The sequence below is a fragment of the Vibrio sp. AIC-3 genome (genome assembly GCF_013114515.1).
Lineage (GTDB): Bacteria > Pseudomonadota > Gammaproteobacteria > Enterobacterales > Vibrionaceae > Vibrio > Vibrio crassostreae_C.
Genome location: NZ_VTXG01000010.1, coordinates 140,352 through 146,784 on the forward strand (window position 1 = coordinate 140,352; position 6,433 = coordinate 146,784).

General features: G+C 44.3%; 9 protein-coding genes. All 9 read left to right on the top strand.

Going from position 1 to position 6,433, the window contains the following annotated elements:
• The first annotated feature begins 56 nt into the window (after positions 1 to 56).
• Positions 57 to 833, top strand: a complete 777-nt coding sequence (gene fkpA, locus F0229_RS09745) for an FKBP-type peptidyl-prolyl cis-trans isomerase (protein ID WP_017066211.1) — start codon at positions 57 to 59, stop codon at positions 831 to 833.
• Positions 834 to 1,037: 204 nt separating this feature from the next.
• Positions 1,038 to 1,763, top strand: a complete 726-nt coding sequence (locus F0229_RS09750) for a transcriptional regulator (protein ID WP_004729851.1) — start codon at positions 1,038 to 1,040, stop codon at positions 1,761 to 1,763.
• Complete coding sequence (gene tusD, locus F0229_RS09755; RefSeq protein WP_017063709.1) at positions 1,757 to 2,146, top strand: sulfurtransferase complex subunit TusD; 390 nt, start codon at positions 1,757 to 1,759, stop codon at positions 2,144 to 2,146. The genes F0229_RS09750 and tusD overlap by 7 nt, the downstream gene beginning before the upstream one ends.
• Positions 2,143 to 2,499 (top strand): sulfurtransferase complex subunit TusC, encoded by a 357-nt coding sequence (gene tusC / locus F0229_RS09760; RefSeq protein WP_017063710.1) that lies wholly within the window; start codon positions 2,143 to 2,145, stop codon positions 2,497 to 2,499. Before tusD ends, tusC begins: the two co-directional genes overlap by 4 nt.
• An 8-nt stretch (positions 2,500 to 2,507) precedes the next feature.
• On the top strand, positions 2,508 to 2,783 hold the full coding sequence (tusB, locus tag F0229_RS09765; protein ID WP_017063711.1) for a sulfurtransferase complex subunit TusB: 276 nt from the start codon (positions 2,508 to 2,510) through the stop codon (positions 2,781 to 2,783).
• A 182-nt stretch (positions 2,784 to 2,965) separates the two neighbouring features.
• Positions 2,966 to 3,340, top strand: coding sequence for a 30S ribosomal protein S12 (rpsL, locus tag F0229_RS09770; protein WP_004737194.1), 375 nt, complete (start codon positions 2,966 to 2,968; stop codon positions 3,338 to 3,340).
• Between the two features lie 107 nt (positions 3,341 to 3,447).
• Complete coding sequence (gene rpsG / locus F0229_RS09775) at positions 3,448 to 3,918, top strand: 30S ribosomal protein S7 (RefSeq protein ID WP_010435163.1); 471 nt, start codon at positions 3,448 to 3,450, stop codon at positions 3,916 to 3,918.
• Positions 3,919 to 4,084: 166 nt separating this feature from the next.
• Positions 4,085 to 6,181, top strand: a complete 2,097-nt coding sequence (gene fusA, locus F0229_RS09780; protein ID WP_017061101.1) for an elongation factor G — start codon at positions 4,085 to 4,087, stop codon at positions 6,179 to 6,181.
• 147 nt (positions 6,182 to 6,328) lie between these two features.
• Positions 6,329 to 6,433 (top strand): GTP-binding protein (locus F0229_RS09785; RefSeq protein ID WP_238928544.1); only part of this gene is annotated, 105 nt, incomplete at its 3' end.

Sequence of the window (6,433 nt, forward strand, 5' to 3'; positions counted from 1 at the left end):
TAATCATTAGATTTGTGCACAATAACCAATGGCTTGGCCATTAATTGGAGAATTCAATGAAATCAGTTTTAAAAGTATCACTGCTTGCCGCAACGGTTATGCTAGCAGTTGGTTGTCAGAAAGAAGAACCAAAGGCAGAAGCTCCACAGGTAGAAGAAGTTAAAGTTGAAGCAGTAAACTTTAAAACAGAAGATGACAAAGCGGCTTACGCAATCGGTGTATCTTTCGCTAACTACCTAAGCACAAGCATTGATAAGCCAAGCGAGCTAGGTATCAACCTAGACAAAGATATGGTTCTTCAAGGTATCGAAGACGTATTCGCAGAGAAAACAGCACTTAACGAAGAAGAAACTCGCGCAGCTCTTGAAGCTCTAGACAAGCGTGTTGCTGAAACGATGCAAGCACAAGCGGCAGAAAAATCTGCAGAAGTGAAGAAAGCCGGTGATGACTTCCGCGCTGAGTTCGCTAAAACTGAAGGCGTTAAGCAAACTGAATCTGGTCTACTTTACCAAGTAATGACTCCTGGTGAAGGCGCTTCTCCAAAAGACACTGATACCGTTCAAGTACACTACAAAGGTACGCTAACAGACGGTACTCAGTTCGACAGCTCTTACGATCGTGGCGAACCAGCAACATTCCCACTAAACCGCGTAATCCCAGGCTGGACTGAAGGCGTACAACTGATGCAAGTTGGTTCTAAGTACAAGTTCGTTATCCCGCCAGAGCTAGCATACGGTGAGCAAGACACACCGACTATCCCTGCTAACTCAACGCTAGTATTCGAAGTAGAACTACTAAACATCGATAACGCTGAAGCAGCTCCTGCACAGTAATATCGGTTAAAAGCCTCGTACTAAAATACGTTGATTGAATAAAAAGCCTAACTTTGAGTTAGGCTTTTTTATGATTTGAAGATGAGTATTTGATTTTTAAACTTGTTCTAAATCACTAGTTGCAATGTTAGCTAGGTGTGCAATTAAAATTTTCTGATAAACTTACATAAATTTGTTGATTTTTCACACGAAGGTAAGGAATAAGTGACTACTACAGAAACAGTCAATGCAGATGTGTTACTTGAAATGGAATCAGTCCACGTTATGCCATTCAGTGAACACGATAAAATCATTCTAAGATCTTATGAGGCCGTTGTTGACGGTATTGCGAGCCTTATTGGTCCGTTTTGTGAAATCGTTTTGCACTCTTTAGAAGACCTCAATACTTCTGCGATTAAAATTGCCAACGGCGAAAATACAGGTCGTCAGGTTGGCTCGCCGATCACCGATCTTGCATTGAAGATGCTAAAAGATATTGAAGGTTCTAAGCGTAACTTCTCACGTTCATACTTCACTCGCGCTAAAGGCGGAGTGTTGATGAAGTCGATCACGGTTGCTATCCGCAACGGTGAAGACCGAGTGATTGGCCTACTGTGTATTAACGTGAATCTAGACGCGCCATTCTCACAAGTGCTGCAATCGTTCATGCCTACACAAGACGCAGACGAAGCCGCATCATCGGTTAACTTCGCTAGTGACGTTGAAGAACTTGTCGACCAAACGGTTGAACGCACCATTGAAGAAATTAACGCTGACAAATCGGTATCGAACAATACTAAGAACCGTCAGATCGTGATGGAGCTGTACGACAAAGGTATTTTCGATATTAAAGACGCGATCAACCGCGTTGCTGAGCGACTGAACATCTCTAAGCACACCGTGTACCTATACATCCGCCAACGTAAAACAGAGGATGAAGAGGGTTGCTAAGCTATACACTCCTAGTGAATGGGCCAGTCTATGGCTCACAGTCAGCAAGAAGTGCCTACCAGTTTGCCGTGGCTCTGATTAAACAGGGCCACAAACTTCACAGTGTGTTCTTCTATCAAGATGGCGTGAGTAACGGCTCAGACCTTACCGTACCGGCTAACGATGAATTTGATTTAGCTTCTGCTTGGCAAAAGCTGGCTGATGAACACGATGTTAGCCTTGAAACCTGTGTGGCAGCTGCGCTAAGACGCGGAGTGATTAGCTCTGAAGAAGCAGAGCAACATCAACTAAGTGCCTCTAACCTAGCCACTGGATTTACTCAAGCCGGATTAGGGAGCTTATCGGAAGCGCTACTAACGCAAGATAGGGTTGTGCAGTTTTGAGAAAGTTAGCCTTTATATTTAACAGTTTCCCTCATACGACCGCTGCGGGTAGAGAAGGGTTAGACGCCCTGCTTGCTGCGTCCGCATATAGTGAAGACATTGCCGTGTTCTTTGTTGGCGATGGCGTGACACAGCTTCTCAAAGCGCAGCAGCCCGACGAAACACTATCGCGTGACTACATCTCTGCATTCAAACTTATGGACCTGTACGACATCGAACAGGTGTATGTGTGTCAGCGTAGTCTGAGTCAGTTTGGTCTTTCAGCAGACAACCTGCTGATCGATGTGACCACCGTTGAAGCCGACGAGTTAACGCAGAAGTTAGCTCAGTGCCAACAGATACTGACTTTCTAGGGGACGCTATGCTTCATATTGTAAAATCAGTCGACAAACTTAAACTCGCATTGACCTATTCTCAGCCACAAGATCAGTATCTTTTGGTGGAAGATGCGGTGTATGTTTGCCTTCCCAATCATGAGTTATTCACTCAAATCTGCGCAGTAGAGCAGGTGTCGGTGTTAAAACCAGATCTCGATAGCCGAGGTTTACAACTACTTGTCTCAAGTACCATTGATCAAGTTGACTTCGATGGCTTCGTTAAACTGACGGTTTTGAACGACAAATCAGTCACTTGGTAGCTGTGTTTTATCAGTTTGGTTAAAAGTAGACCATCCTGAGCTCTAGACGGCTAAAAAAGATCTGTATATTTCTTGACACACCTCCCACTGCTGAATAGAATTTTGCGTCCCTAATTACGACTTGTGATTAGGGATAGATTTTTCACAAAGCTTACTTTCAAGTAAATTTCAGGAGCTAGTTAATGGCAACTATTAACCAGTTGGTTCGCAAACCTCGTGTAAAGCAAGTTGTTAAAAGCAACGTGCCTGCACTAGAAGCGTGCCCACAAAAACGTGGTGTATGTACTCGTGTTTACACTACTACACCTAAAAAACCTAACTCGGCACTACGTAAAGTATGTCGTGTACGTCTAACTAACGGTTTCGAAGTAACTTCGTACATCGGCGGTGAAGGCCACAACCTACAAGAGCACAGTGTTGTACTAATCCGTGGCGGTCGTGTAAAAGACCTTCCGGGTGTTCGTTACCACACTGTTCGCGGCGCACTTGACTGTGCTGGCGTTAACGACCGTAAACAAGGTCGTTCTAAGTACGGTGTGAAACGTCCTAAGTCTTAATTGATTCTCTTTTTTAAAAAGAAATCGTTAAGTAAGGCCAAACACTATTTTATTTATTATTCTGAAAAGTTTTGGAAAAAACCTGAAGAAGACAACGGAGAATATCCATGCCACGTCGTCGCGTAATAGGTCAGCGTAAGATCCTTCCAGATCCTAAGTTCAAATCTGAATTGCTGGCAAAATTCGTTAACATCCTTATGGTTGACGGAAAGAAATCTACTGCAGAAAAAATCGTTTACACTGCACTAGATTCAATGGCTGAGAAGTCTGGTAAAGACCACTTAGCTGTATTTGAAGAAGCTCTTGAAAATGTTCGCCCAGCGGTAGAAGTTAAATCTCGCCGTGTAGGTGGTTCAACTTACCAAGTACCTGTAGAAGTTCGTCCGGTTCGCCGTAACGCTCTTGCTATGCGTTGGGTAGTTGAAGCTGCGCGTAAGCGTGGTGAAAAATCTATGGCTCAACGCCTAGCTGCTGAAATGCTAGACGCGTCTGAGAACAAAGGTACTGCGGTTAAGAAACGTGAAGACGTTCACCGCATGGCTGACGCAAACAAAGCGTTCGCACATTACCGTTGGTAATACCTTTTTAGTGCTGCAAGGTTCCTTGCAGCACTTCTTTAGTTCCTATGCTTATGCTAGGAACTATTGCTATTTCTAGGGCAAGCAATTTTTAGCGAAGCATCGCTTTTAACGCCTAATCTAGACATAGCAATAGTCCCTAAGTCTCTAATAAGAGGATTCAACCGTGGCTCGTAAAACTCCTATAGAGCAATACCGTAATATCGGTATCGTTGCTCACGTAGATGCAGGTAAAACAACCACAAGTGAACGTATTCTGTTCTATACCGGTCTTTCTCACAAAATCGGCGAAGTTCACGATGGTGCAGCAACCATGGACTGGATGGAGCAAGAGCAAGAGCGCGGTATTACGATCACTTCAGCAGCAACCACTACGTTTTGGCGTGGTATGGAAGCTCAGTTCTCGGACCACCGTATTAACATCATCGACACTCCTGGACACGTTGACTTCACAATCGAAGTAGAACGTTCTCTGCGTGTGCTTGATGGTGCAGTTGTTGTGTTCTGTGGCTCATCTGGTGTTGAACCTCAGTCAGAGACAGTATGGCGTCAAGCTGATAAGTACCAAGTTCCACGTATGGTTTTCGTTAATAAAATGGACCGTACCGGCGCTGACTTCTTGCGCGTAGTTGAACAGATCAAGGACCGCTTAGGCGCAACTCCTGTTCCAATTCAACTGAACATTGGTGCTGAAGAAAACTTCCAAGGCGTTGTCGATCTTATCAAGATGAAGGCAATTAACTGGAATGAAGCTGACCAAGGCATGACTTTCACGTACGAAGATATTCCTGCAGACATGCAAGAAATGGCTGAAGAATATCGTACAGAACTTGTTGAAGCTGCAGCAGAAGCAAATGAAGAGCTGATGGATAAGTACCTTGAAGAAGGTGAACTAACAGAAGCTGAAATCAAACAAGGTCTTCGTACTCGTACCCTTAATAATGAAATCGTACTTGCTACTTGTGGTAGTGCATTCAAAAACAAAGGTGTACAAGCTGTTCTAGATGCAGTTGTTGATTTCCTTCCTTCTCCAGTCGATGTACCTGCAATTAAAGGTATCGATGAAGATGAGAACGAAGCAGAGCGTCACGCAGACGACAAAGAACCGTTCTCAGCGCTAGCATTTAAGATTGCAACAGACCCATTCGTTGGTACTTTAACTTTCATCCGTGTTTACTCTGGTGTTGTTGAAAGCGGTAAAACAGCTTATAACTCTGTGAAGAAACAACGTGAACGCTTAGGTCGCATTGTTCAAATGCACTCAAACAAGCGAGAAGAAGTAAAAGAAGTACGAGCAGGTGACATCGCAGCCATCATTGGCCTGAAAGATGTGACTACTGGTGAAACCCTTTGTGACCAGAACCATAAGATTGTTCTTGAGCGCATGGAGTTCCCAGACCCAGTTATTCAGATCGTTGTAGAGCCAAGCTCTCAAGCTGATCAAGATAAAATGACTATCGCTCTAGGTAAACTAGCAGCGGAAGACCCATCGTTCCGCGTTGATATGGATGCGGAAACTGGCCAGACTCTGATTTCTGGTATGGGTGAACTACACTTAGATATCATCGTTGACCGTATGAAGCGCGAATTTAGCGTGAACTGCAACGTTGGTAACCCGCAAGTGGCTTACCGTGAGACTATTCGTGGTACAGCGAAAGCGGAAGGTAAATTTATCCGTGAACATGGTGGTAAAGGTCAGTACGGTCACGTATGGCTGAAACTAGAACCATCAGAAGCTGGCGAAGGCTTTGTCTTTGTGGATGAAATTGCCAATGGTATCGTACCGAAAGAGTTTATCGCTTCAGTTGCTAAAGGCGTTGAAGAGCAGATGAACAATGGTGTGCTTGCTGGCTATCCAGTTTTGGATATCAAAGCTACACTATATGATGGTTCTTACCATGAAACAGATTCAAGTGAGATGGCGTTTACAATCGCTGCCTCTATGGCTTTCAGAACGGGTGCACTTGAAGCGCAACCGGTTCTGCTTGAGCCTATGATGAAAGTTGAAGTAACTACTCCAGAAGACTGGATGGGTGACGTTGTTGGCGATATTAACCGTCGTCGCGGCATCATCGAAGGTATGGACGAGGGGACAGCTGGCCTGAAGATAATTCGTGCACAAGTTCCGTTGTCTGTCATGTTCGGTTACGCAACTGATTTACGTTCTGCGACACAAGGTCGTGCTTCTTACTCTATGGAGTTTAGTGAGTACGCTGAAGTGCCTAACAATGTTGCAAAAGCAATCATTGCAGAGCGTGGTTAAACAAAAGGAAGGCATTTTTTTTCATTTTTTGAAAGAACAATGCGTCCAAATATTGCGCTAACGAGAGTTGGCGCATAAAATAGCAATTTCTGGCGCGTCTCGCTCAATAATGAACGTGGCGAATCATAACTAGGAAGGAACACGATTGTGTCTAAAGAAAAATTTGAACGTACGAAACCGCACGTAAACGTTGGTACTATCGGCCACGTTGACCACGGTAAAACAACTCTAACTGCTGCTATCTGTACTACT

Bases quoted from the DNA above. Each gene is read 5' to 3' on its own strand.
- fkpA (WP_017066211.1), top strand. From the start codon at position 57: ATGAAATCAGTTTTAAAAGTATCACTGCTTGCCGCAACGGTTATGCTA.
- tusB (WP_017063711.1), top strand. From the start codon at position 2,508: ATGCTTCATATTGTAAAATCAGTCGACAAACTTAAACTCGCATTGACC.
- rpsL (WP_004737194.1), top strand. From the start codon at position 2,966: ATGGCAACTATTAACCAGTTGGTTCGCAAACCTCGTGTAAAGCAAGTT.
- rpsG (WP_010435163.1), top strand. From the start codon at position 3,448: ATGCCACGTCGTCGCGTAATAGGTCAGCGTAAGATCCTTCCAGATCCT.